The organism is Sorangium sp. So ce367, from assembly GCF_051520455.1.
In the GTDB taxonomy this organism is placed as follows: Bacteria; Myxococcota_A; Polyangia; order Polyangiales; family Polyangiaceae; genus Sorangium; species Sorangium cellulosum_B.
In genome coordinates this window covers 6478760-6503754 of sequence record NZ_CP150334.1, presented here as the reverse complement: position 1 = coordinate 6503754, position 24995 = coordinate 6478760, and the positions used below count along the sequence as shown (strand labels likewise).

General features: G+C 72.2%; 18 protein-coding genes, 1 tRNA gene and 1 pseudogene. 9 read left to right on the top strand and 11 right to left on the bottom strand.

All coding sequences use genetic code 11. The annotated features are described in order from the left end of the window. Positions 1 to 29: 29 nt before the first annotated feature. The 3 genes and pseudogenes from WME97_RS24660 to WME97_RS24650 all read left to right on the top strand — a co-directional run. Entirely contained in the window at positions 30 to 1802 is a 1773-nt protein-coding gene (locus tag WME97_RS24660) for an LA_2272 family surface repeat-containing protein (RefSeq protein ID WP_437555215.1), read from the top strand. A 235-nt stretch (positions 1803 to 2037) separates the two neighbouring features. Further along, positions 2038 to 4437, top strand: a complete 2400-nt coding sequence (gene lon / locus WME97_RS24655) for an endopeptidase La (RefSeq protein ID WP_437555213.1) — start codon at positions 2038 to 2040, stop codon at positions 4435 to 4437. A gap of 506 nt (positions 4438 to 4943) precedes the next feature. Further along, positions 4944 to 5594, top strand: a pseudogene (locus WME97_RS24650) (FAD-dependent oxidoreductase); the annotation flags it as partial. 112 nt (positions 5595 to 5706) lie between these two features. On the opposite strand, the gene WME97_RS24645 reads toward WME97_RS24650, so the two are convergent. Further along, the gene (locus WME97_RS24645; protein WP_437555211.1) at positions 5707 to 5910 is read right to left on the bottom strand and encodes a hypothetical protein; all 204 of its coding nucleotides are present in this window, start codon (positions 5908 to 5910) and stop codon (positions 5707 to 5709) included. 153 nt (positions 5911 to 6063) lie between these two features. After that, positions 6064 to 7632 carry an aldehyde dehydrogenase family protein gene (locus WME97_RS24640; protein ID WP_437555209.1) on the bottom strand — a complete coding sequence of 523 codons (1569 nt, stop codon included), beginning with the start codon at positions 7630 to 7632 and terminating at the stop codon, positions 6064 to 6066. A gap of 348 nt (positions 7633 to 7980) precedes the next feature. On the opposite strand from WME97_RS24640, the gene glgB reads away from it, so the two are divergent. Beyond that, positions 7981 to 10227 (top strand): 1,4-alpha-glucan branching protein GlgB, encoded by a 2247-nt coding sequence (gene glgB, locus WME97_RS24635; RefSeq protein WP_437555207.1) that lies wholly within the window; start codon positions 7981 to 7983, stop codon positions 10225 to 10227. An 88-nt stretch (positions 10228 to 10315) separates the two neighbouring features. Here glgB and WME97_RS24630 read toward each other — a convergent pair whose 3' ends face one another. The 6 genes from WME97_RS24630 to WME97_RS24605 all read right to left on the bottom strand — a co-directional run bounded on the left by WME97_RS24630 (position 10316) and on the right by WME97_RS24605 (position 16345). Next, positions 10316 to 10945, bottom strand: coding sequence for a hypothetical protein (locus WME97_RS24630; protein WP_437555205.1), 630 nt, complete (start codon positions 10943 to 10945; stop codon positions 10316 to 10318). Beyond that, positions 10942 to 11508: an FMN-binding protein gene (locus WME97_RS24625; protein WP_437555203.1), complete on the bottom strand. Its 567-nt coding sequence runs from the start codon at positions 11506 to 11508 to the stop codon at positions 10942 to 10944. The genes WME97_RS24630 and WME97_RS24625 overlap by 4 nt, the downstream gene beginning before the upstream one ends. A gap of 84 nt (positions 11509 to 11592) precedes the next feature. Next, positions 11593 to 12966, bottom strand: a complete 1374-nt coding sequence (locus tag WME97_RS24620) for an FAD-dependent oxidoreductase (protein ID WP_437555201.1) — start codon at positions 12964 to 12966, stop codon at positions 11593 to 11595. 22 nt (positions 12967 to 12988) lie between these two features. After that, positions 12989 to 14416, bottom strand: a complete 1428-nt coding sequence (locus tag WME97_RS24615) for a hypothetical protein (RefSeq protein WP_437555200.1) — start codon at positions 14414 to 14416, stop codon at positions 12989 to 12991. A 67-nt stretch (positions 14417 to 14483) separates the two neighbouring features. Then, positions 14484 to 16094 (bottom strand): hypothetical protein, encoded by a 1611-nt coding sequence (locus tag WME97_RS24610; protein ID WP_437555198.1) that lies wholly within the window; start codon positions 16092 to 16094, stop codon positions 14484 to 14486. Beyond that, complete coding sequence (locus tag WME97_RS24605; protein WP_044965533.1) at positions 16091 to 16345, bottom strand: hypothetical protein; 255 nt, start codon at positions 16343 to 16345, stop codon at positions 16091 to 16093. Before WME97_RS24605 ends, WME97_RS24610 begins: the two co-directional genes overlap by 4 nt. Before the next feature lie 136 nt (positions 16346 to 16481). On the opposite strand from WME97_RS24605, the gene WME97_RS24600 reads away from it, so the two are divergent. After that, positions 16482 to 17177 carry an SMI1/KNR4 family protein gene (locus WME97_RS24600; RefSeq protein WP_437555196.1) on the top strand — a complete coding sequence of 232 codons (696 nt, stop codon included), beginning with the start codon at positions 16482 to 16484 and terminating at the stop codon, positions 17175 to 17177. 194 nt (positions 17178 to 17371) lie between these two features. Next, positions 17372 to 18910, top strand: a complete 1539-nt coding sequence (locus WME97_RS24595) for a serine/threonine protein kinase (RefSeq protein ID WP_437555193.1) — start codon at positions 17372 to 17374, stop codon at positions 18908 to 18910. 183 nt (positions 18911 to 19093) lie between these two features. On the opposite strand, the gene infC is transcribed toward WME97_RS24595, so the two are convergent. From infC to WME97_RS24580, 3 genes are all read right to left on the bottom strand, one after another. Continuing rightward, positions 19094 to 19813, bottom strand: coding sequence for a translation initiation factor IF-3 (gene infC, locus WME97_RS24590; protein ID WP_437555191.1), 720 nt, complete (start codon positions 19811 to 19813; stop codon positions 19094 to 19096). Between the two features lie 244 nt (positions 19814 to 20057). Next, positions 20058 to 20393 (bottom strand): hypothetical protein, encoded by a 336-nt coding sequence (locus WME97_RS24585; RefSeq protein ID WP_437555189.1) that lies wholly within the window; start codon positions 20391 to 20393, stop codon positions 20058 to 20060. Positions 20394 to 20426: 33 nt separating this feature from the next. Then, positions 20427 to 20498: transfer RNA gene (locus WME97_RS24580), tRNA-Val, on the bottom strand. Positions 20499 to 20982: 484 nt separating this feature from the next. On the opposite strand from WME97_RS24580, the gene WME97_RS24575 reads away from it, so the two are divergent. From WME97_RS24575 to secD, 3 genes are all read left to right on the top strand, one after another. Continuing rightward, complete coding sequence (locus tag WME97_RS24575; RefSeq protein WP_437555185.1) at positions 20983 to 22125, top strand: transketolase; 1143 nt, start codon at positions 20983 to 20985, stop codon at positions 22123 to 22125. A 202-nt stretch (positions 22126 to 22327) separates the two neighbouring features. Next, positions 22328 to 22762, top strand: coding sequence for a preprotein translocase subunit YajC (yajC, locus tag WME97_RS24570; RefSeq protein ID WP_437555184.1), 435 nt, complete (start codon positions 22328 to 22330; stop codon positions 22760 to 22762). Positions 22763 to 22817: 55 nt separating this feature from the next. Continuing rightward, positions 22818 to 24971 carry a protein translocase subunit SecD gene (gene secD, locus WME97_RS24565; protein ID WP_437555182.1) on the top strand — a complete coding sequence of 718 codons (2154 nt, stop codon included), beginning with the start codon at positions 22818 to 22820 and terminating at the stop codon, positions 24969 to 24971. Positions 24972 to 24995: the final 24 nt, after the last annotated feature.

Below are 24995 nucleotides of genomic sequence, written 5' to 3'. Positions count from 1 at the left end.
ACGCGCGGCGAGCGGGCACAGCACGGTCGATGAACACACCCGACACCGCTCCTCTCCCCGCGGCTCCGAGGGGCTCGCCGCGCCGTTCCCCGGGGCTCGGCGCGCGCCTCCGCGCGGGCGTCCTGCTGCGCGCCCTCGCGGCGGCGGTCGCGTTCGCCGCGATCTCCGCGCCTCCCGCGGGTGTCTTCGCCGAGGAGCCGAGCGCCGCCGGCGTCGATCTCGTCATCGACGGCGCGCCGTGGACGCTCGATCCCGATGCGGTGAGCGCGGCCATCGGCCGCGAGCTCGGCGGCGGCGTGACGCTGGCCCCCGCGGCGATCGCCGGGCGCTCCACGCTGGTCCTGCGCGGCGAGCCCGACGGCCGCGTCACGCTGACGTACCGCGCCTCGGACGGCCGCCGCATCGAGCGCACCATCGACGTCCCCGAGGATCCCGATCGCGCCGCCGAGGCGATCGCCTTGCTCGCGGGCAACCTCGTCCGGGACGAGGCCGCGGAGCTCGCCGCGGCGCTCGGCAAGCGCCCGGCCGCGGCGCAGCCAGCGCCCGCGGCGCCCCCCGCGCCGCCCGCCGCCGGCAGGCCACCTCCCCGCGCCGCGCGCTCCGCGAAGGCCGCGCGCCCCGCCCCCGCGCCACCGGAGCCGCCTCCGTGCGCGTCCCCCGGCGCGACGAGCGTCCTCTTCGGCGCCGACGTCCTCCCCCTCGTCGGCTCCTCGACCTCCACCGGCACGAACGTGGTCCGCCGCTACTCGCTGAACCTCGTCGCCGGGTACACGGCGGGCACCACGGGCATCGAGCTCAGCGCGGGCGCCAGCATCTCCTCGTCGTTCCTGTGCGGGGCGCAGCTCTCGACCGTGGCCAACCTCGTGTTCGGTCCGGCGCGCGGCGTGCAGGTCACGAGCGGCGTCAACGTCGTCGGCTCGCTCCGGGGCGCGCAGATCGGCGCGATCAACGCCGCCGCCGGCCAGGTCGCGGGCGCGCAGGTCGGCGTGCTCAACGCCGCCGGCCAGGTCGACGGAGCCCAGGTGGGCATGGCCAACCTCGCCGTGGGAGCGTCGATGGATCTTCAGATCGGCGTGGCCAACGTCGCGGTGAGCAAGGCGACCGACGTCCAGATCGGCCTGGCCAACGTCGCCGTGGGCGAGGCGACGGACGTGCAGCTCAGCCTGGTCAACGTCGCCGCCGGTGGGTCGGCCGACCTGCAGGCCGGCCTGACCAACGTGGCCGCGGGCGAGTCGGCGGACGTGCAGATCGGGCTCCTCAACATCGCCACCGGCAAGGTGGGGGGCGCGCAGATCGGCCTCGTGAACTACGCCGACGACTCGCCGTTCTCGCTCGGGTTGTTCAACTTCATCCGCAAGGGCCGCCTCCACGTGGACGTCTGGGGGCTCGAGTCAGGCATCGTGGTGGCCGGCGTCAAGCACGGGAGCGACCACTTCCACAACATCTACGGGATCGGCCTTCGCACGATCGGCAATCGCCCTCTCCTGGTCTCCGCGCTCGGCCTGGGCGGCCGCTTCTCCATCCACCAGCGCGCCTACGTCGACGTCGACGTGCTCGGGTACACGCTCCACGAGCCCTCGACGCTCGAGTCCGCGGCCACGATCGCGCAGGCGCGCGCGCTCCTCGGCTTCCGCCTCTTCCCGGAGCTCGCGATCTTCGGGGGCCCCAGCTTCAACGTCTCGTTCGGCGACACCCCGGCGGACGCCCGCCTGAGCCCCTACGGCAGCACCCCCCTCGGCTCCGACGCCACCAGCACCAAGCGCGCCTGGCCCGGCCTCGTGCTCGGCGTACAGGCGTTCTGATCCGGCCGTCGCGCTCGCCAGCGGGGCGGGTTGACGGATGCGTGAACGAATTTACTTTTCGTTCATCGATTCATGGAGCTCGCCCGAGCGGTTGCTCGCGGCGGTCTACGTGAGCCCATCCGCGCGCTGCGCTGCCCTGACGGGCGGAGGCGCAGCGCGCTGTCCACGCAGTCCACCTGACCTTCGACCGATCCGGCAGGGATGGCGCGAGCCGACCGCTGCCACAGGAGTTCGCATGAGCCAGCTTCGCAGCGGCGCCAGCGCGCCTCGTTCTCCCTTTCCCCTGCTCCCGCTCCGCACCGGCGTCCTCTTTCCCGGCACCGTGCTGACGCTCCCGGTGGGGCGCCCCCGCTCGGTGGCGCTGCTCAACGCCGTCCACGCCGGCGACGTGATCGGCGTCATCGCGCAGCGCGATCCGAAGCGCGAGGATCCGCGGCGCGAGGACCTCCACGACATCGGCACGTTCGCGCGGGTCGTCGACATCTCGCGCGTCTCGAACGGCTACCGGCTGGTGATCGAGGGGCTCGATCGCTTCGCGCTCTCGGCCCTGGTCGAGACCGAGCCGACGTGGCGGGCCGAGGGCACCCTCGCGCCCGAGTTCCTCGGCGAGGCCGAGGAGGCGCGCCTGCTCGCGGCGTCGCTGCGCGAGCGCGCCCGCGAGGTCGGCCCGAAGACGGGGACCAACCTCGCCGAGATCGCCGCCACGAGCCGGGCGGAGCCGGGCGTCTTCGCGGATCAGGTCGCCGGCGCGCTCGGCCTGCCCACCGAGAAGGAGATGGAGGTGCTCTCCGAGCTCCGCGTGGTGCCGCGGCTCCAGCGGGTCGCCGGCCTGCTCGCCGAGGCGTCCGCGCTGGCGGACCTCAAGAAGAAGATCGACGGCGACGTGCGCCGCGAGCTCGGCAAGGGCCAGCGCGAGGTGATCCTCCGCGAGCAGCTCCGGGCCATCCAGAAGGAGCTCGCGGGCGGCGAGGAGGGCGAGGACGAGCTGTCGGCCCTCCGGCGGCGCCTCGACGAGGCCGGGCTCCCCGAGGAGGCGCGCGCCGTCGCCGATCGGGAGCTCCGCCGGCTCGAGTCGGTCGGCCCGCAGAGCGCGGAGCACAACGTGATCCGCACCTATCTGGAGTGGATCGCGGACCTGCCGTGGAGCGCGAGGGCGGAGGTGAAGGACGACCTCGACGCGGTGAAGGCGAAGCTCGACGAGGATCACCGCGGCCTCGACGACGTGAAGCGCCGCATCCTGGAGCACATGGCGGTGCTCAAGCTGACCGGGAAGGCGCGCGCGACGATCCTGTGCTTCGCGGGCCCGCCCGGCGTGGGCAAGACCTCGCTCGGCCAGTCGATCGCCGACGCCACGGGCCGCCCGTTCGTGCGCATCTCGCTCGGCGGCGTGCACGACGAGGCGGAGCTGCGCGGCCACCGGAGGACGTACGTCGGCGCGCTGCCCGGCCGGATCGTGCACGCGCTGAAGAAGGCCAAGGTGAAGAACCCGATCGTGCTCCTCGACGAGGTCGACAAGCTCGGCGCCGGGTGGCGGGGCTCGCCCGAGGCGGCGCTGCTGGAGGTGCTCGATCCGGAGCAGAACCGGACGTTCGTCGACCACTACCTGGAGCTCCCGTTCGATCTGTCGGAGGTCGTCTTCCTCTGCACGGTGAACGATCTCGGCGCGCTCTCGGCGCCGCTCCGGGACCGGCTCGAGGTCATCGAGCTGGCCGGCTACACGCCGGACGAGAAGATCGCGATCGCGCGGTCGCACCTCGTCCCGAAGCAGCTCAAGGAGCACGCGATCGACCCGGGGTCGCTGTCGATCACGGACGAGGCGCTCGCGGCGATCGTGCGCGACTACACGCGCGAGGCCGGGGTGCGGCAGCTCGGCCGCGAGATCAAGAAGCTCTGCCGGGCGGTCGCGCTGGAGATCGCGCGCGCGGCGGACGGCAAGGCGCCGCGCGTGGTGGTCGAGGCGAGCGATCTCGGGACGTACCTTGGCAAGGTCCGGTTCTTCAGCGACGTGGCGGAGCGGACGAGCGTCGCCGGCGTCGCGACCGGGCTCGCCTGGACGCCGGTGGGTGGGGACATCCTGTTCATCGAGACGTCGCGGATGCCGGGGAAGGGGAGGGTCGAGATCACGGGTCAGCTCGGCGACGTGATGAAGGAGTCGGCGAAGGCGGCGCTCACCTACGTGCGCAGCCACGCCATCGAGCTCGGCGTCGACACGGCGAAGCTCGAGGCGGAGGACCTGCACATCCACGTCCCTGCGGGCGGCGTGCCCAAGGACGGGCCGTCCGCGGGCGTGACGATGTTCACGGCGCTGACGTCGCTCCTCTCCGCGCGGCGGGTGCGCTCGGATACGGCGATGACGGGCGAGTGCACGCTGCGTGGGCGGGTGCTGCCGGTCGGCGGGATCAAGTCCAAGGTGCTCGCGGCGCACCGCGCGGGGATCAAGCGGGTCGTCCTGCCGCAGAAGAACGCGCGTGACGCCGAGGAGATCCCGAAGGAGGTGCGGGCCGAGCTGGAGCTCATCTTCGTCGAGGACATGAGCCAGGTGATCGCGGCGGCGCTGGAGGAGGCGCCCATCGAGGCGGCGGGCACGGGCGGCGTGACCGGGGCGGCGGCGGGGGAGCCGGCTGCCGCTGCGTAGCGGAGAGGGAGAGAGGGGCTGAGTCGAGCCGCCGCGCCGGCGGGGGGCTGTGCGCGGCGGCGCGCGGGTGGGCGCTCGGCCATCCGCCAAGACCGGGGCGGGAGAGCTTGCGCATGAGCCACCGCCCGGCATGTCTCACTTCGGGCCATGCCTTCTGAGACGTCTCGTCGCGCGCCACACAAGGCGCGCCTGGGACGTGGAGCCTCCTGAGAGCTTATGGCACCTCGTTCGGTGCTCGCCGCGCCCACCCGCGCGCCGCCGCGCACAGCCCCCCGCCGGCGCTCCCGTTGTCTCGGGGGCGCCGGTCGAAGGGCGCTGCAGGGCAGTAAGGCACGCGTACGCGATTCATGACGTCGGCGCGAGCGCGGCGAGGGCGGCCTCGACGGCGAGCGACTTGACCTTCTCCATCGGTACGTCGGTGAACTCGATGACGCAGTCGGAGAGGCCGCCGATGGCGACCACGGCGCGGGCGCGGGCGGCGAGGGAGGGGCGCGGGCCGATGAGAAGGGCGGATGGCGGCGATCTACGGCTCGCACACGATCGACGACGCGCGTGCGGTGTTCCTGTTCAGCAGCCCGCGCGAGCTCGATATCCACCACCGAGACGTCGCGCGGCAGAAGCAATTGCTGCGCGAGGCGTTTGCCGGGGCCGGCTGGGAGGTGCCGCGGCTGATGGCCGAGCTCGATCGGACCCCGGCGTTCTACTTCGACTCGATCACGCAGCTGCGCATGGACTCGTGGTCACGCGGGCGCGTCACCCTGACCGGGGACGCCGGCTATTCGCCCGGGCCGGCGGTCGGCGGCAGCACCAGCCTCGCCGTGGTCGGCGCCTATATCCTCGCCGGCGAGCTGGCCGCGGCCGGCGGCGACCACGCGCGCGCGTTCCAGGCCTGCGAGCGCAAGCTGGCCGACTACGTGCGCCGCAGCCGGGTGTTCGCGCTGAACGCCGCCAGGCGCCTGGTCCCGGGCAGCCAGTTCGAGCTGTGGGCGCTGGCGCAGATAGGCCGCCTGGTCAGCGTTGTGCCGCGCGGGGTGTCGCGCGCGCTGGCCAAGCTGAGCAGCCACGGGGTCCGGCTGCACGACTCGATTGCTCTCAAGGAATACGCGCGGGAGCCGGCGGCGGTCCGCCAGTCTGCTGTCCTTGCGGACGGGCCGTGACGCGGGCGGATCCTTGATGTCTCCGCGAAGCGAACGACCGCCCGGTCGATCGTGAAGGCCGAGTGCCTGTAGAACGTGACCAGAGCAGGGAAGTTCCAGACGACGCGGAAGCTCATCCGCCTTGCTCGCGGGCCAGCTCCTCCAGGGCCCGCGGCAGATCCTCGTGAGCGACGAGGCGCGCACGGCCTGCCGCGATGTCGGTGAGGTCCCGATCGAGCTCGGCGCGCTGCTCCGGCGTGAGCCTCTGCACACGCGCCGCGCGATCGATGGCCGCGACGATGGGGTCGCTCGGCAAGGAACCGGGCCGGGTAGACATGGGTTCAGCGTCGATCAGAAGGGGGCAGGGATGCAAGAGCGCGCGCCTCTGGCACGAAGCGCAGGATCTGTGCCCGCCCGGCGGCCGTCCATCCGGCGTCTGGCCAGCCGACGTTCTCGAGGCTTCCCGCCGCGCCGTCGACAGCGCGCCGCCCTAGAAGAGCTCGCCGATGCGCCGCAGGAAGCCGCCGCTCGAGAAGAGCGCGCGCATGCCTCGCTTGAACCAGCTGTACGACGACGCGGTGTAGGGGAACCAGGTCGGGTCCTTCGACCCCAGCGCGATGCGGTCCGCGTTGATGTGCTTGACGTCGCACATCTGCCGGAGCCCGTCCTCGCCCATCACCCGGCCGAAGCCGCTCTGCTTGACGCCGCCGAACGGCGCGTCGGGGAGGGCGCCGTTCATGAGCACGTCGTTCACCAGCACGCTGCCGGCCTGCAGGCGCTCGGCGAGCCGGCGGGCGTGATCGGTGTCCTCCGAGAAGACATACGCGTTGAGGCCGAGGTGCGACTCGTTCGAGAGGCGGATCGCCTCCTCCTCGGTCGCGACCTGCATGAACGGCACGACCGGCCCGAAGATCTCCTCGGTCATCACCGTCATCGCATGATCGCAGCCGGCGATGATCGTCGGCTCGAAGAACTGGCCCTGCCCCGGCGCGCGCTTGCCGCCGGCCTTCACGGTCGCCCCCTTGTCGACAGCGTCCTTGATGTGCCGCTCGGCGACGTCGATCTGCGGCGGGAAGATGATCGCCCCCACGTCGACGAACTCCTTGCCCGGATCACCCTGGTTCAGCCCCTTCGTGATCTCGACGGTGCGCTCGAGCAGGCGATCGTGGATCTCGCGGTGCGCATAGACCCGCTCCACCGCGACGCACACCTGCCCCGCGTTCGCGAAGCCGCCGAAGACGATCGCCTGCGCCGTGCGCTCGATGTCCGCGTCCGCGCAGGCGATGAGCGGCGCCTTGCCGCCGAGCTCCATCACGCACGGGATGAGGCGCTCGCCGCAGGCGGCGGCGACCTTCCTCCCGGTGCCGACGCTGCCGGTGAACAGGAGCATCTGGATGCCGCTGTCGATGAGCGCCGCGCCGGTCGGCCCGTAGCCGGTGACGACCTGGAACAGATCCTCGGGCATGCCCGCGCCGTCCCAGATCTCCTTCTGCTTGAGCGCGATGAGCGGCGTCACCTCGCTCGGCTTGAGCACGGCGGCGTTGCCGGCGACGATCGCCGCGAGCACGTCGCGCAGCGCGAGCTGGAACGGGAAGTTCCACGGCGAGATCACGCCGACCACGCCGCGAGGGACGTAGTGGACCCAGCTGCGCCGGTGCTTGAACAGGTGGAGCTTGATCTCGTGCGGCTCGAGCGCCTTCGGGGCGACCTGCGCGAAGTACGTCGCCATGTCGGCCGCGACCAGGACCTCGTGCAGCAGCGCCTCGTGGCGCGGCTTGCCGCACTCGCGCGAGAGCAGATCGACGATCTCGTCCGTGCGATCGACGATGGCGTCGCGGAAGCGCAGGACGCGCTGGCAGCGCTCCTCGACGGGCAGCGCGCCCCACGCCTCCTGCGCGCGCCGCGCCCGGGCGACCGCGGCACGCACCTCCTCGGCGCTGGTGTTCGGGGCCTCTCCAAGGAGCTCCCCGGTCGCGGGCGCGTAGCTGCGGATCGCCGCGCCTCCGTGCCCGTTCATGCCAGGACCGCTGCCGTTGCCCCCGATCGGGCGTTCGCTCACCACCTGACCCATGTTCGATCCCTCCGCCTGTCGAGCCCGCATCGCTTGCCGGATGGCCTCCGTGGCTCGCTGCTCGACGCCGGGACCCTACCCTTCCCGAGAAGGTACAGCAAATGAGCATTTGCGCTGTTTCCCGATGAATCCCGACGATTCTCGGCGTGCTCGCGGTCGATCCGGCCCCCCGACATCCGCTGTTGCGCTGCGGACAAATGGTGAGCACACCGTGGTTGCGCCAGGGGGGACCGGCGCCGCAGGCCGCGCCGGTGCGCCCGGGTGAGCCTGGTCGGCGTCTCGGGCGGACTCTCGGCATGACGTCGGCGAGTGGAGCCGCTATAGGCGGACCCCGACATGTTGGAACAACGAGAACTCGATCTCATCGCGGCAGTCGAGCATCCGGATCCGCACCACGTGCTCGGCGCGCACGAAGACGAGGACGACCTGGTTGTCCGCGTCTTTCGGCCGGACGCCACCGAGATCTCGGTGGTCCCGGGCGACCCCAGGCTCCGGAGGCAGCCGATGGAGCGCGTCCACCCCGCGGGCCTCTTCGAGGCGCGCTTCCCCGGCGTCTCATACCCCGCGGACGGACGCTTCCCGTACCAGCTCGAGCTGCGCTTCGCGGACGGCAACTCCTCGGTGGAGCTCGACCCGTACGCGATGCCGCCGACGCTCGGGGACATCGATCGCCACCTCCTGGCCGAGGGGCGGCACTGGGAGCTCTACCGCGTCCTGGGCGCGCACGTGCGCGAGGTGGACGGGGTCTCCGGGACGTCGTTCGCGGTCTGGGCCCCAAACGCGCGGCGGGTGAGCGTCCTCGGCGACTTCAACCACTGGGACGGCCGCCGCCACGCGATGCGCCGGATGGGCGAGGGCTTCTGGGAGCTCTTCATCCCGGGCCTCGGCGAGGGCGCGCTCTACAAGTACGAGATCAAGACGCCGGAGGGGCACCTCACGGTGAAGACCGATCCCGTAGCCCAGGCGATGGAGCTCCGGCCGGCCACCGCCTCGCGCGTCTACACGAGCCGCTACGCGTTCCAGGACGGCGACTGGATGCAGGAGCGCGGCAGGATCGACGCCCGCAAGAAGCCGCTCACGATCTACGAGGTCCACGCCGGCTCCTGGCGGCGCGTGCAGGGCGAGGGCCCGCCGTACGAGGGCGGGATGCGCTGGATGACGTACCGCGAGCTCGCCGACCACCTCGTCGAGTACGTGGCCGAGCTCGGCTTCACGCACATCGAGCTCATGCCGGTCATGGAGCACCCCTTCGACGGGTCATGGGGTTACCAGGTGGCGGGCTACTTCGCCCCGACCAGCCGCTTCGGCGATCCCGACGACCTCCGCTACTTCATCGACCGCTGCCACCAGCGGGGGATCGGCGTGATCCTCGACTGGACCCCCGCGCACTTCCCCAAGGACGCGTGGGCGCTCGGGCGGTTCGACGGCACGGCGCTCTACGAGCACCTCGACCCGCGCCTCGGCGAGCACCGCGAGTGGAACACGTACATCTTCAACTACGGCCGCCACGAGGTGCGGAACTTCCTTGTGGCCAACGCGCTCTACTGGCTCGACGAGTTCCACATCGACGGGCTGCGGGTCGACGCGGTCGCCTCGATGCTCTACCTCGACTACGCCGCGCAGGGCGGCGACTGGGTGCCGAACCGGTATGGCGGCCGCGAGAACATCGAGGCCATCGACTTCATCCGCGAGCTGTCGAACCGGGTGCACGAGCGCTGTCCGGGCGCGATCCTCTGCGCGGAGGAGTCCACCGCCTGGCCGTCGGTGACCCACGCGACGTACGTCGGCGGGCTCGGCTTCGACTTCAAGTGGAACATGGGGTGGATGCACGACACGCTCGACTTCTTCAAGCACGAGCCCATCCACCGTGCCTTCCACTACCACCAGCTCACGTTCGGGCTGATCTATGCCTTCTCCGAGAAGTTCCTCCTGCCGCTGAGCCACGACGAGGTCGTGCACCTCAAGCGGGCGCTGCTCTCGAAGATGCCCGGCGACTACTGGCAGATGCTGGCGAACCTGCGCGCGCTCTACGGCTACATGTGGGCGCACCCGGGCAAGAAGCTGCTCTTCATGGGCGGTGAGATCGGCCAGTTCGCCGAGTGGAGCGAGAAGACGGAGCTCGACTGGGGCCTGCTCTCGGTGCCCGAGCACGCGGGGCTCAAGCGGCTCGTGACGGAGCTCAACGCGCTCTACAAGAAGTATCCGGCGATGTACGAGCTCGACGACGAGCACCACGGCTTCCGGTGGATCGACTGCACGGACCACATGCAGACCGTGATCTCGTTCATCCGCTACGGCGACGGCGCGGGAGATCAGATGTCGCCCTCGGGCACGCACGTCGTGTTCATCGGCAATTTCACGCCGGTCCCGCGCCATCACTACCGGATCGGCGTCCCGCGGCGCGGCGCCTACCTGGAGGTGCTCAACACCGACGCGGTCCAGTACGGCGGCAGCGGTGTGGGCAACCTGGGTCGCGTCGAGGTCGAGGACGTCCCGAGCCACGGGTTCCCGCAATCCATCGTGCTCTCGCTCCCGCCGCTGGGGGTGCTCTGGCTCGTCCCCGAGCAGGACGCGCCGGGCTGAGGCCTCGTCGGGCGCGCTGGTGACCAGGTCCCCAGGGCGCCTTCGCTCGTCGGGGCGAGCGCGCTCCGCGCGGGGCGCGCGCGGCGGTTTACTGGGCCTGGGCCTCGTCGGCCGGCGCTGCCTCGCCTCGCCGCGAGCGCCTCGGCAGCCACATGTCCACCGTCGAGACGACCGCCATGGCGCCGAGCGACAGCAGCATCGCCACGCCGGAGATGGGCATCAGCGCAGCGGCGCCGGGCGCGCTCCGGATGAGCCATGGCGCCGCGATGTGCAGCCCGCTCGTGACGACGGCCGCCGCGACGCCCGCGGTGTGGAGCCACGACGGCAGGCGCGCGAGCAGCCAGAGGTGCGCGAGGATCAGCACGTAGACCGGCACCGAGAAGAGGTGGAAATGCGTCACCTCGAGCAGCTTCCGCTCGGAGATCTGCTCGACGAGGACGCGCGGCGCCTCCGGCGTTCCGGGGAGCTCGATCTCCGGGCCCAGATCGAGCGCGGGCCCCTCGGCCGCCGCGGGCGCCTGGGTCGGGGCAGGCGGCGGCGCGGCGACCGGCGCGCCCGCGTAGTACGCGGCGGCCCCCGCGTCCTGGACCATCGCGCCGTAGAGGCGCCACGACACGAGCAGCCCGATGACCGACGCGAGCGCGAACGCCGAGTAGAGGAGCTTCGCGCCGAGCGAGAGCGACCTCAGCCGACCGGCTGAAGCTGTGAAATCCCTCACAGAGCGCCGCGCTTCAGCGCGAGCTGGAGGACGAGCGCGTCGCGCTTGACGCCGAGCGCCACGGAGCGGGACGAGATGGATGCGCCCGACACGATGTCGATGTCCTTGCCCGCGGTGATCGGGTCGCCCGCCGTCTTGCCGCGGAACTGGGCGCGGAAGCGATCGCCGCGGACCTCGTCGCCGTACGCCTCGCGGTACTCGAGGATCTCGATGCGCTCCACCGCGCCGGCCGTCGAGAACTGCACGGCGAAGTCGATCGGCTCGTGCATCCCCTTCTCTTCGTCCTTGATCGCGTAGCCGTCGATCTTGCCGTCGGACTCCGCGACGTACACCACCCACTCGCGCTTGACCGGCGCCCCCAGCTTCTTGCCGAGCTCCTGCGCCTCCGCGTCGCCGAGGACGACTTTGCGATAACCGACCTTCTTCGAGCTCGCGAAGAAGCTCTTCAGGACAGCAGGGACCGTCCAGTACGTCGCGCCGTGGGCGGGCAGCGCCGCCAGGATGAACGTGAGCGCCGCTGCTGCAGCCAAGTGGGCGGTGCGGAGGTCACGAGAAGGACGCATCAAAGCTCCGACGAAGCTGTCATTCGTGAAAGTCAAAGTCAACGGTGTTTGGGCCGCGGATTTGCGGCGCGGGCGTGAGTTGCGTCAGTCGCGCACCTGCACATCCAGGTAGCGCTCGGCGTTCAGCGCCCACGCTTCCGGGCTGCGGCCGGCCTCGACGTGCGCCACCGCGTCGGCCGCGATCGCGGCGCAGTGATCGAGGTTGCAGTGCAGGAAGAGCGCCTGCCGCCCGAAGGGGATCACGCCGAGCGCGGCGGCGCGGCGCATCGCGGCCCGCCAGTCCCGCAGCCAGCCGCGCCGGTAGAGCGGGTACACGCGGGGCACGAAGCGCTGCCGGGCCTCGAGCGGCGCCACACCGCGCGGGGCGATGCCCGCGCGCACGAGCTGGTCGAGCAGCGCCTCGAGCGGCGGGCCCGAGGCGAAGTCGCGCCCGTTCCCCCAGGCCCCCTCGGGGATCTCGACGCACAGCACCGTCTCGCCCGGGCGGCGGAGATCGGGCGCGTAGTTCTGCAGCTCGGAGACGCGGCCGAACCAGAAGCGCGGGTCGGGGCAGTAGTACGTCTCCGGGGCGCCGAGCCGCGCGCGCGGGTACGCCAGGTAGACCAGGTAGAGCCCGCGGTGCTCGAGCGGCGCGTCGGGCACGAGATCCGCGAGATCGCCGGCGAACAGGATCGGCGCCGCGCCGGCGCGCGCGCCCGCCCCGGCCAGACCGAGGGCGGAGCCGCACTCGGCCTTGACGCCGGCCTCCGCGAGGCGCGCCTCGAGGTACGTGACGAGCGACGAGATGCCCGCCGGCGGGTAGATGAACCGCGCGAGATCCGCCGAGGCGCCGCCGCGGCCGCGGGCGAGCCCCTTGAACAGCGCGAGCGGGCTCGTCGTGCTGATCCGCTTCTTCGCGACGGTCTGGGAGAGCTCGGACGGCGGGAGGCCCCAGACCTTCTCGGCGTAGGGCCGGTAGAACGACACGTAGGCCGCCGCGCCGACGCGGTCGCGCACGAACCGCTCGAAGCCGACGTCCTCGTCGGCGAGGGCGCGGTCGTGCTCCCAGCGGGCGAAGGCCGCGCGGCGGCCGCGCTGCGCGACGAACCCGAGGCCCATGGCGGCGCCGGCGCGCAGGCCGAGCGCGCGGAGCATCGAGGGCGCGCTCGGCGGGTAGGGGACGTGGCGCTCGCCGAGCACGAGCACCCCGCGGCGCGGGCGCGAGAGGAACGGGGAGCGCGCGTGCACCTCGCGGAAGAGCGGCTGATCGAGGGCGGCCGGGTGGAGCCGGTGCGAGCCGAGATCGCACGGCAGGCCGCGGAACGTCTCGGCGCCCGCGAGCCCGCCGGCCCGCGCCGCGCGCTCGAGGAGGCGCACGCGCCGGCCGGCCCGCGCGAGCAGCAGCGCGGCGTAGAGGCCGGAGATGCCGGCGCCGACCACGAGGTGCTCGGGCCCGGCGTCGTCTGGGCGGAGTGACATGGTGTGCCCGCGTCCGGCGCGCTCAGTACATGAACCCGAGGCCGAGATTGAGCTGCGTCTGGTCGAACCCGAGGGTGCGGTCGCGCAGCTGGTAGTCGGCCTTCACGACGACCCCCTGGGTCGGCCGGTACGAGGCGCCGAGCGTGAGCTCGCGGACGCCGTACGAGGCGTTGGCCTTGTAGCCCTCGGGCACCGCGGACTGCGTGTCGTACGCCTCGACGCGCGCGAACGGCAGGAGCTCGTGGCCCACGCCGAGCGGGCGGAGCACGTCGAACGCGGCCTCGACATAGCCGCCGCGGATCCGGGAGGCCACGGGGCTCGTGGGATCGATGAAGTTCGGCGCGCCGCTCTCGTTGAACGAGACCATCAGCGCGCGCGCCTCGGGGAGGTGCCACTCGGCGAACAGGACCCGCGTCTCCAGGCCGCTCCTGCGCCAGCGCGCGTCGAGCGACCAGCCGAGGACCGGGACCGACAGATCCACCGGGGTGCCATCGCGAAGGAAGAATTTGCCCTCGCCGTTCGGGCCAGCGTCGCTCGCGTACACCGACGCGCCCGCGACGACCCCGAGCAGCGGCTCGGCCTCGACGCGCGCGACGGCCGCCCATGCGTTGGCGCGGGCGAGCCCGCCGCTCTGCCGCCCGCCGGCGAGGCCGCCCGCGCGGAAGCCGAGCGGATCGAGGCCGGTCATGGCGTAGGCTTCGAAGCGCAGCCAGTCGAGCGGCTGCCCGAACGCGCCGATCCCGATCTCGCGCCACGTCGAGGGGATGACGAGGGTGTCGACCTTGGGCCTGACCACGCCGTGGAACACCGGCGGCTCGTGCCACTGGTTGATGATCCCCATCGGGACGAGCACGAGGCCCGCGCGCAGCCCGAGGGCGCGGCCTGCCGCGTTCCACTCGATGTAGGCCTGCTCCAGCTCCGCGGCGCCCGGGCAGCTCGCGCAGGAGATCGAGTGTTCCACCTCGAGCTCGACGTAGGACCGGATGTCGGCCGTGAACTCGTGCGCCACGAAGAGCACGAGCCGGGGGATGTCGGCGACCCACGCGCGCTCGCCCTCGCGGCCGGTCGTCGTGCCGCGGACATGCACCTCGCCGTAGCCGCCGACGGACGTGCTGCTGGCGCTCGCCCCGGCGCTGCGGAACCGCTGCTCGGTCAGGCCGCGGACGAGCTCGTGCTCGGGCGCCTCTCCGGCGCCGAGACCGACGGCGGGCTTCCGGGGCTCTGGCGGCGGCGCGGCGTCCTCGGGCGGCAGGTCGAGGACCGGGCCGTCCGGCGTTGCCTGGGCGCCAGGCGATGGCTGGGCGGCAGGCGCTGGCTGGGCGGTAAGCGCGGGCTGCGTGGCGGGCGCGGGTTGCGTGGCAGGCGCCGGCTGCGCGGCAGCGGAGAAGGGCAGCAGCGCGCCGAGGACGACGCCCGCGGAGCGAGGCCACAAGGACGTGATCGCTTTCATGACGAGGACCGGGAGCCCGGAGGGGCGGGAGTCTTCGCGCCCTTGAAAACGGAGGTCAACCTCGTTTTCAGCGAGGGGGCGCGCCGCGCGGCGCGCGCGAGAGCGCGCCGCCTGCTGGAGGTCCGGCGGGCAGCGCCTCGAGCAGCGCGAGATCGCTCCAGAGCGCGTCGATGTAACGCGAGCGCGGGCGCGAGAAGCGGATCGCGATCGTGTAGCCGCGGCCTGCGAGCGCGTCGCGCGCCTCTTGCGACAGCGCCTCGCTGGTGATGAGCGCGCCGCTCGGCCCGGCCTGCTCGACGTAGCGGACGAGCGCGGCGTCGTCGCGGACGCGCACGGGCAGCCGGCCCGGCGCGCCCTCCTGGATCATCCGGTCGAGGTCGCGCGTGAGCACCGGGCGCTGCTCAGCGCCAGCGTCGCGGAGGAAGCGCACGATCGCGGCCGCCGGCGAGGGCGCCTCGTGCTGGCGAGCGAGCGAGATCGCGTCGGCGAGCCATTGCGCCGCGAGGGCCGCGACGAGGGCGAAGGGCGCGGTGGCGCGGAGCGCGCGGCGGCGCGGAGCGCCCTCCGCCGCGGGGCGCGCGGCCGAGAGGGCCGCTGCGCCGGCGGCCATGGCGACGAGGAGGAGCGGGACGAGAGGGAGCCAGTGCCGCGGCTTGAAGGCGATGTTTTGCCCGAGGAGCGCCCAGAGGAAGTAAGCGAACGCGGAGACCCAGAGCTCGGGTTGCTCGCGCAGCGCGCGCGCGGCCCGCTCCCGCGACGCGACCCGGAGCGCGCCCGCGGCGAGGAGCGCGATCAGGAGCGGCGCGCCGAGCCAGCGCGCCGCCGGCGCGTCGGGCCACGCTCCGCCGAGCCCGTTGGCCCAGATCCCCCAGATCACGCCGCGGAGGCGATCGAGCGGCGACGACACGGTGAGCGCCGTCCCTCCCCAGCGGGTGAAGTGCCCGAGCCCCTGGACCCACGTCGTCGCGACGAGGTCGCGCGGCGTCGCGATCAGCAAGAGCGGCACGAGCCACGCGAGCGCGCCGGCCGCGAGGTCACGGCCGCGCGCGAGCCACGCGAGGCGGCCGCCCTCGTCGCGGGCGATGACCGCGAGGCAGGCGAGCGCGAACGGGAAGTACGAGAGCCGCACGCCGAGCCCGACGCCGAGCAGCACGAGCGCCCAGGTGCGCGCGCGCGCCGCCGCGGCGGCGGTATCCGGCGGCGCGCCCGGAGCGGCCGCCCGCGCGCCGCGGAGGCGCCGCGCGCGGGCGCACAGCCAGAGCGCCGCGGTCACCGCCGCGGTGCCGGCCATGTCGCTGAGGAGCTTCTCGGACGACAGCCACAGGAACGGCGAGGCGAGCGCGAGGACCCCGGCGAACACCGCGGCGCGCCGCCCGGCGACGTCGCGCGCGAGCAGGGCGGTGAAGGCGACGGCGGCCGCGCCCGACGCGGCGCTGACGAGGGCGAGCGCCGCGCGCGGCGTCGCGCCGAGCAGCGCGAGCCCCTTCGCCGCCGCGACGAACACGGGGTAGTACGGCGCGTGCGGGCGGAGCGCGGCCACGTCGAACCGCTCCACGCCGAGCGCGAACCGGAGCGCGTCGATGTCCTCGTCGTGATCGATGCGGAAGAGCAGGCGCGAGGCGAGCGCGGCGGCGGCGAGCGCGGCGAGCGCGAGGAGATCGCGCCGCTCTTCCCTCACGAGCCCGAGCCGGATCCCGAGCCGGGCGCGTGCGTCGGCGCGCCGCAGTCCGGCTGATCCACGCTGGCCGCCCCGGCGCTCGTGGTGGCGCCCGAGCCCGACCCCGAGCCCGGGAGCGGCGCCGCCGGCGTGTCGCACTGGTCGAACAGCTCCTCGCCCGCGTAGTCGAGGCACGCGGTCGCGAGCGACGCGACGACGAACGTGGCGCCCGCCACGACGAACGCGGTGCGAAGCGATGCCCAGGAGCCCAAGCCAGTCACGCAAGCACCGTGCCGCTGACCCAAATGACTGTCAAGCGCGTGTGTCCCCCGGGTTGCGCCTGCGCGGCGGGGCGGAGCGTCGCTCGTTTTTTGCTCCTTCCGGCGCCGCGCGCGTAGGGTCGCGCGCATGGAGTGGGTCGAGTCGATGCACCGCATCCGCGCGCTCAAGCTGGAGCTCGCGCGGATGGATCCGCGGCAGGGAATGCCGATCGCGCCGCCGGCCGGGGCTCCCGAGGAGGCGATCGCCGGCGTCGAGCGGCGCCTCGGAATGGCGTTGCCGACGAGCTATCGGGAGCTGCTCTCGCGGCACGACGGCTGGCCGCAGCTGTTCGCCGGCGCCAGCCTGCTCGGGGTGCGCGCGCTCGCGCGCGGCTCGTACATGGACGTCGGGCGGATGGTGCTCGAGCACTGCGAGGGCGAGGAGGCGCGTGGCGCGGGCGACCGCGACGGCGCGCCCGCGACCGTGCGCGGCCGCTATGGTGCGCGGAGCGCGCTCGTCCCGTTTGGCATCGACGCGGCCGCCGAGACGGTCTTCGCGTGGGATCCCGAGGCGAGGGCGCCTGACGGAGAGCTTGAGATCATCCTCTGGACGAACGACGTCGGGCTGCGCCTGTCGGGCTTCCCGGAGCTCCTCGACATGGTGAAGGACATGCTCGCCGCGGAGCTCGACGATCGCCGGAAGCGCGCCGCCGCGCAGGTCGCGCAGATCGAGCCCGCGGCGCTCGCGCGCGGCGCGGTCGCGTCGAGGAGCCGCGTGCGCGCGGTGGCGGTGCCGCTCACACCTGCACCTCGCCCGTTCATGCGGAGCGCGCTCACGGGCTGAGCGAGCCTCGCCTCCCGAGCCTGGCCGCTGCGATGCCCGCGTAAGGCTGCGTCCAGGGGACAGGGCGCGCGCTCGTGCGCGAGCGTGCGCGATCGTTACAGACCGCATTCTTTGCGCGTCTCGCTCGCGGGCTCCGATGAAGACGAGCCGGTTGTTTCCGCGCGCAGCGTGGGACGTGGTGTACTAGGTGGACCATGACGGATGCCCACCAGCAGCAGCGCTACCGGGTCATCGAGCGGCTAGCTTCGGGCGGCATGGCCGAGGTCTTCCTGGCGGAGAGCGCCGGGATCGAGGGGTTCAAGAAGCAGGTCGCGATCAAGCGCGTGCTCCCGCACCTCAGCGAGAAGAAGCGCTTCATCGCGATGTTCCTCGACGAAGCGCGGCTGTCTGCGCACCTCTCCCACTCCAACGTCGCGCAGGTGTTCGACATCGGCGTCGGCGACAACGCGTACTTCATCGTGATGGAGTACGTGGACGGCGCCGACCTGAAGGCCGTCCTCGAGTCGATGCGCAAGGCCGGCCGCACCCTCCCGGTCGAGTCCGCCGTGTTCATCACGGCGAAGCTCTGCGAGGGGCTCACGTACGCCCACGAGCTCAAGTCGGCCGACGGGCATCCGCTCCAGATCGTCCACCGGGACATGTCGCCTCCGAACGTGCTCATCACGAAGTACGGCGAGGTGAAGATCGTCGACTTCGGCCTCGCCAAGGCGACGAGCCAGCTCGAGAAGAGCGAGGCCGGGATCATCAAGGGCAAGTTCAGCTACCTCTCGCCCGAGGCCGCGCAGGGCCAGGAGGTCGATCACCGCACCGACATCTTCGCGCTCGGCGCGATCCTCTGGGAGATGCTCTCCGGGAAGCGGCTCTTCCTCGGCGACACCGACTACCAGACGGTCAAGCTCGTGCAGCAGGCGCAGATCCCGCCGCTCTCCGAGAGCAACAAGGCGGTCCCCCCCGAGCTCGATCGCATCATCGCCCGCTCGCTGGCCCGCGATCCCGCGGAGCGTTATGGCTCGGCGCGCGAGCTCGGCCGGGATCTCACGACCTTCCTGTACAGGTTCGGCAGGCCCGTCAGCGCCTACGACATCGCCGAGCACGTCCGCAGCGCCATGGCGCTCCGGAAGCGGGCTCCCACGTCGGACAAGGCGTCGTTCATCGACCGGCTCATCGAGGAGACGCTGCTCGAGTTCACGTCGCTGCCGGACGACAAGGCGGCGCCGAGCACCACGCGCTTGAACGAGCCGCTCAAGATCTCGGCCTTCGAGGACATCGGCAAGTGGGCCGACGAGATCAAGCTCTCGGCGCCGGGGGACAAGCTCTCGGCGCCGGGCGAGGACGTCATGCGGCGGTCCCTCGCCACCGTGTCGGTCGAGGAGGGCAACCTCGCCGCGCTGGAGGAGACGGGGTTCGGCCTTCCGCTCGCCCCCTCCTCCGGCATCCCCTCGTCCAGGCCGGCGGGTCCGCTGCTCGCGCCGCCTGTGCCGGCGCATCCGCCGTTCGAGAGGCGAGCCGTACCGACCCTGGCCTCCCCGCGGCCCGTACCCGAGATGCAGCGCCCTGCGCCGCCCACGCCGGCGCCTATCGCGCCGCTCGTCCCGGCCGCGCCGCTCGACCTGGAGCCGGATCTGGCCCCTCCAGCCAGGACCGGGGGCGGCGCGGTGAAGGCCGTGCTGCTCGTCGCCGCGCTCGCCGCGCTCGCCGCAGGCGCGTGGTTCGGCGGCCTGATCCCGCACTGACACGGCGAAGGGAGCGTGCTCCTTGCGGCGCCCATGGCCGAGCCATGGGCGCTGCGTGCTGCGCGGCGGCGAGGTGGCCAGCGCCACGAGCGCTCAGCGCATGTCAGCACGCGTCAACACGCCGCCCTTGCGAGGCGCGCCGCACCGTGATCGGTGTCGTGGCGCGCTCTCTCGCCGGATGCGTTACTCGGTCCCCTCCGCCTCGTCGTCCTCCTCGTCGTCCTGCTCCTCGAGCTCCCTCTCGAGCTTCTCGATCTCCTCTTCCTCCGTGTCGTCCAGGGCAGGAGCGGCGCGTCCTTCCTGGATCGCCTTCTGACGCGCCTTCTCCGCGGCGGCGCGGGCCTGGGCCACCTTCTGCAGGATCGCCGGCTTGGGCGCCATCATCAGCGTCATCGTGCGCTGCTCCATCATGGGGCGCACCTCGACGTTCGCGATCTCCTCGCAGTGCTGGACGATCCAGTCGAGCTGCTCCTGCGCCTTCTCCGGGTGGGTGATCTCTCGGCCGCGGAAGCGCACCGTGAACTTCACCTTGTGGCCTGCGCCGAGGAACCGGTGAGCAGCCCTGGTCTTGAACTCGAGATCGTGGTCGTCCGTCTTGGGACGGAGCTTGATCTCCTTGATCTCCACCACACTCTGCTTGCGCTTCGCCTCGCGGGCCTTCTTCTTCTCGTCGTACTTGTACTTGCCGAAGTCGAGGATCTTGCAAACCGGGGGATCCGCCTTCGGGTTGACCTCGACGAGGTCGAGCCCCTTCTCCTGTGCTCGGCGCAGCGCCTCGTGGGTCTGCATGATGCCGAGCATCTCGCCATCATCACCGATGACGCGGATCTCCGGGACGCGGATGCGCTGGTTGATGCGGATCTGCGGCCCCCGCTGGGCCTGCCGAGGGTCGAAGCGTCTCATCGCCATGTGATATTTCGCTGCCTCCTTGTGTGCTGTGCTCTTGAAAGCGACGGTCCGCCGCTCCGCGACCGAGCCCGGTCGTGGCGTCCATCACCACGACAATGTCGCCTGACTCTGCGCCGCAGGCAACGGCAGCAAGCAGGACGAGCGCCGCGGCGCATCGGCGCTCCGGGCCATGGCGCGCCGGGCTCGACGGGGGTGGGGAAGGGACTGCCGGGCGAGAGAGGCCGGCCGGAGCGGCAGGTCACGAACCCGATGCGCTCACGGCGAGCCGGGGGAGCTTCCGCTCTGCGGCTCGCCGGTCGGCGAGCTCCGCGAGCGGAATCGCCCCGAGGGCCTCGTCGAGGTCGCGCGACCGGGGGGCGGCCACGGCGTTCGCCGAAGGGCCATCCGGAGCGCTCGTCCGGACCAGCCCGATCCGGGCCGAGTCGTCGAAGTGGAAGGGGGTGTGAAGCTCGATGAGGCGCCCGTTGACGTGGGCGCCGAGGATGGGGCGGTTCTTGGCGATGTCGTCCGCGAGAGCCTTGCGCACCGTGGTGCGGGCCGCCGGGGCGGCCAGGGCTGTCTGATCGAGGGCCATGAAACCTCGCAGGCTAGGTCTCCTGCTGATTTGTAGGCGCGGCCGGTTTCGAACCGGCGACCCCTACCGTGTCAAGGTAGTGCTCTACCACTGAGCTACGCGCCTATGTCCCGCCCGCTCGGCCCGAGGCCGACGAAACGGAGAGCGCCTCCTATCAAGGGGGGGGGAGTCCGTCAAGCGATATGTTTCCTGGGGTCGCTTTTGTCGTGGCGGCCCGGTGCCTGGTGATCGGTTTCTGGTGTTCCTGGTGAAGGCTCGGGCGGCGGCTGTCCTCGCCCCGCCGCCTTGGTCGAGCAGACGGTTCGCCGAACCGTCGATGCCGTCGATCGGTCGACGAGGCCCGGCGGCAGCCACAGGCCAGGCGCGGCAGGCCGCCATGGCGCGCTCGACGCGCCGGGGGAGCAACCGGCCGGGAGCCGTGCGCGGCGGACGCTCATTGCGCGGTGGGAGCGTGAATTCTCGGAGTTACGTCCGGACACGGACGAACACTGACGATCGCGATCGCCGCGCTACTCGAGGCCGGCCGCTGCGCGGAGGCCGATCGCGCTCGCGCTTGACCTCGCGTGCGGCTCGGGCGACGAACGATGGGATGGCAGGGCCTGACGGTCTAGGCTCGCCGCCGGATCCGGCGGCGGTGATCGCACATGTCGAGGTGGCCGCGGGGAGCGCGCTGTTCGCCGCGCACGCGGCCGTGCCCGGCAATCTGCCGATCGAGCGCGCCGCGTGCGCCACCGAGGCGATCCGCGGCGCCGCTGCGCGCACGCGCGCCGGGCAGCGTGCGAGCGTCGTGCTGGGCGCCCACGAGCTCGTCGGGGCGCTCGCCGCGCTCGGCGAGGCGGCGGCGGTGCGGACGCCGGTCACCGTGCACGTCATCGAGCGCCGCGGCGGGCTCGCCGTCGGGCGGGACGAGCTCGCGCCTGCGCTCGACGTCGGCGCGGGGGTGCTCGTGACCTGGAGCAGCCAGGAGGCGGCCGACATGACGCTGGTGGCGCGGCGCGCCGCCGAGGACAGCGAGACGCCGTTCCTGCACCTCGTCGACGCGCTGCCGTCGGACGTGTCGGCCCTCGGCGGGGCGCGCGAGCTCGCGGCGCGCTTCCTCGGCTCCGAGCGGAGCGCGCCGACCTTCACCGACGCGGCGCCGGGCGAGAGCGACGGCGACGGGGGGCCCCGCCCGCAGGGCCGCGGCGTCGTCCGGAAGCGGGCCGAGCGAGGCTTCTGCGCGCGCGTTCCGTTCGCGCTCGCCAGCGCGATGCGGGAGCTCTGCGAGCTGACCGGCAGGCCGCTCGGCGCGATCGAGCGCGTCGACACCGCGGACGCGGAGGAGATCTTGGTGGTCGTGGGCTGCGCGTTCCCCGCGGCCCGCGAGGTCGTGCGCAGCCTGCGCGCGCAGGGCCGCCGCGTCGGCCTCGTGGGCGTGCGCGCGCTCCGCCCGTTCTTCGGCGCCGACGTGGTGAAGACGCTCGCGCGGGCCAAGGCCATCGTGGTCCTGGAGCCGCTCGACGTGCCGCTCGCGCCGTACGGGCCCGTCGCCGCCGCGGTGAAGGCGGCGTTCGCGGACGCGCTCACCTGGGCCCCGGGCTTCCCCAGCGTCGGGCGCATCCCGCCGATCCTCTCCGCGACGTTCGCGACGATCGACGGCACCATCACCGAACGCGACGTGCGCCTCTCGCTCGCCGAGATCGCGAGCGGGGAGCGCGCTCGCCGGCACATCGTGTTCGGCAGCGACGGCTGACGCCGCGCGGCAGCGGAAGCGCGGCAGGGGACGGAAGCGCGGAAAGGGCCGCCAGGACGCATTCCCCGGACGCCCGGGTGAGCCTGCCCGCCTAGCTCCTTGCGCGACCCTTGGATCCTGGGTATGGAGGCGGGCCCCGGGGGGTTGGGAGAGGCCCGCAATTTGCGGGCGAGCCCGTCGGGGCCCGGAGACACGCGTCACCTTGGCAAGCTCAAACTGGTTCCAGCCGAACGCCGCCCCCGGGCGAGCGGGCAACGCGCCCGCGACGCCGGTCGAAGGTCAATCGCCGCCGTCCGGAGGGCAGGAGGCGCCGCCTTCTTCGCCGTTCGGCGGAGGGGCCTTCCAGTTCCTCATCCTGGCGCTGCCGCTGCTGCTCATCTTCGTGATGACGCGGAGCCAGAGCAAGAAGCAGAAGCAGCTCGAGTCGAGCCTCAAGGCGGGCGACCGGGTCGTCACGCAGTCCGGGCTCCTCGGCAAGATCATCGACATCAGCCCGAACTCCCCCAGGGTCAAGCTGGAGATCGCCCCCGGCGTGAACGTGCAGGTCCTGAAGAGCGCGATCCAGGGCCCCGATCCGGGCGAGGTCGCCGCGGCGGACGCCAAGGTCGCCGACGCGGCGAAGGAAAAGAAGTCGTAGGCCGGCGCTCGGCCCAACAGGAAGCTTTTTTACCGCCCCCGCGGCGCGACACTCCATGCTCCTAAACATCTTCCAGTACGGGTTCGCCGGCGTCGCCGGCCTGTGCCTCCTCGGCGCGTGGCTCAGCCGAGCGAAGCGCGGCGTCTTCGCCTGGGCGGCGCTCTCCGCCGGCGCCGCCGCGATCGCGGCCCACTACCACGTGTTCTGGGCCCTCGCGACGTTCGGCCTGATGGTGCCGTGGGCGCTGCTCTGCGTCGGGCCGTGGATCGATTTCGCGTGGCGGGCAAAGACGGGCTTCGTCCTGTTCCTGGCGCTCGGCTCGGCGCTCGCCATCTACCCGACCTACCACGACGAGCGGTACGGCCGCCCCGTCCACACCGGCCTCTCGTCGGAGGAGGTCGCGGAGCAGGAGACGCGGGCGAGGGCCGGCGAGCTCGGGTTCAGCCGCTTCCTGACGTCGAACATCCCGTTCCGCCTGGTGCGCGGGCTCGATCTGAAGGGCGGCCTCCGCCTCGTCTACACGGTCGACGTCGACGAGGCGATCAGCGACAAGCGCGATCGGTACTACGACGATCTTCGCGCGGCGCTCGCCAAGTCGTTCGGGTTCCACGAGGGCGACAAGCCGCCGACGATCGAGGAGATGCAGAAGCTCCAGACGAAGCTCCGCATCGAGAAGTCGCGCGAGCAGGCGGACACGATCGCGATCACGTTCAACGACCCGGCGGACTCCGAGAAGATCAACGACGAGTTCCTGGCGAAGTTCCTGCACGAGCTGCAGCTCCAGCGCTCGGCGGATCGCCGCGTCGCGAAGTTCCGGATCCGCGACGAGGTCTCGAGCAGCATCCGTGAGCGGGCGGTGTCGCAGGCCAAGGAGACGGTGCTCCGCCGCGTCGACGGGCTCGGCCTCAAGGAGGCGAGCGTCTCCACGCGCGACGAGGACGTCATCATCGAGGTCCCCGGCGACGACGAGGCCGCGTTCACCACGATCCGCGAGATCATCAGCCAGACCGCGCGACTCGAGTTCAAGATGGTCGACGACGACCAGGACTTCTTCGAGCCGATCGCGAGGAGCGCCAAGGAGGAGGACCTCCCGAAGGGGCTGACGTTCTCGATCGAGAACGCGCCGGTGGGCCCCGGGAAGACGAAGCCGGTCCACTTCGCCCGGATGGTGCGCGCGGAGCACGAGGAGATGCGCGACACGCTGAAGCGGCTGCGCGAGTGGGTCGGGACGCTCCAGGTCCCGGCGGACAACGAGATCGGCTTCGGCAAGCTGTACGAGTTCGACGAGGAGAAGGACGCCATCGAGGAGATCGGCTGGCGGACGTACTTCCTCTTCAGCAAGGCCGAGATCACGGGCGACATGGTGCGCGACGCGCAGGCGCTCCCGGATCAGAGCGAGGGCGGCCTCGGCGGCTGGTACGTGTCGATGGATTTCACCCCGACCGGCGCCGATCGGTTCGAGGACATCACCGGCAGGAACGTCAAGCGGCGGTTCGCCATCATCCTCGACGAGAAGGTCGAGAGCGCGCCGGTCATCCAGACGAAGATCGGCGGCGGCCGCGCGCAGATCACGATGGGCTCGCAGAACCCCGATCAGCAGCTCCAGGACGCGCGCAAGCTCGAGCTGGTGCTCCGATCGGGCGCGCTGCCTGCCCCGATCTCCCCCTCGAACGAGCAGCGCATCGGCCCGTCGCTAGGCAAGGACGCGATCCAGCAGAGCATGAAGGGGGCCATCGCGAGCGGCGTGCTCGTCGTCGTGTTCATGGTGGTGATCTACAGCCGCGCCGGGCTGATCGCGGACATCGCCGTCATCTTCAACCTCATCCTGCAGATCGCCGTCCTCGCGATGTTCGGGGCGTCGATGACGCTTCCCGGCATCGCCGGCCTGGTGCTCACCATGGGCATCGCGGTCGACGCCAACGTGCTGATCAACGAGCGCATCCGGGAGGAGCTCAGGAACGGCAAGAGCCCGCGCGCCGCGGTCGACGTCGGCTATGATAAGGCGTTCAGCGCGATCCTCGACGGCCACGTGACGACGCTGATCTCGGGCCTCATCCTGGCGCAGTACGGAACCGGCCCCATCAAGGGCTTCGCGATCACGCTGATCGTCGGCATCGCGATCAGCCTGTTCACCGGGGTCGTCTGCACCCGCCTGATGTTCGACTGGGCGGTCCGCGGCCGAAAGATCAAGACGCTCTCGCTCGGCTGAGTACGGGGGCGCGCGAGCGGATCT